The organism is Candidatus Symbiopectobacterium sp. NZEC135, assembly GCF_025962695.1.
Genome location: NZ_JAGFPF010001007.1, coordinates 1 through 782, shown reverse-complemented (window position 1 = coordinate 782; position 782 = coordinate 1). Strand labels below are relative to the sequence as shown.

Annotated in this window: 1 pseudogene; it reads left to right on the top strand. The window is 52.9% G+C overall.

The annotated features are described in order from the left end of the window. A pseudogene (locus J5224_RS32070) lies at positions 1–782 on the top strand (hypothetical protein); the annotation flags it as partial.

The window sequence follows — 782 nt, the reverse complement described above, 5'->3', positions numbered from 1 at the left end:
CTATGAAAAAACCAATCTGATTTACAACATCAACATTGAAGTCTTTCAGGCAAAAATCAATCGACTTAAGTATTTCTATACGCCAGATGATGCCACCCAGAACGTACTGAGCAATTTCATCAAACATGCCGCCGAGCTCACGCAAAGTGCGCATTCGCTGCCCTGGCGCCCTGAAGAGCAGAATGACCTGCAAACGTTGGACCGTATCCTGGCCGATTTCCAACAGGCCATCAAAGAGATGTCCCAGGCCTCTCAGAATACCGTGGCGTTAAAAAAACAGATCACCGAGCTAAACGGGCAGGACGCCATTCAGCGTTTTCGCGACGGCATTGCCGCGCAGCCTTTGGGGCTGTCGGAGTATCAACGGGCGGATGATATTGCCTACCTGAGCGCGGCGCTCAAGCAGGTAGCCAGTGTGCTGTATCAAAGCGACACCGACGACGCGGCAAAGGCACTGGATGCCCGTTATCAAACCGCACAGCAGGCCTATCAGGCGGTGCTGCCGACGCTTCCCGCAGAGACACAGGGACTGCTTGATGAGCTGTGGCGTTATACGCAACGCTACGTCGCGCTGCATCAGGAGCATCACAGCGCAATGGCCACGTTGAAGAAAACAGAAAACGCGGTAAAAGTGGGGGGAGACAAAAGCAGCGCGGTGATTAAATCGCTGATTGCCTCGATAAAAGACCAAAACGACCGACTGGCCTACGGCTCTGCCACTATCACGCTGGTGATAGGTGCCATTGCGGTGTTGATCGGTATGTTGATCACCGTTTATATCG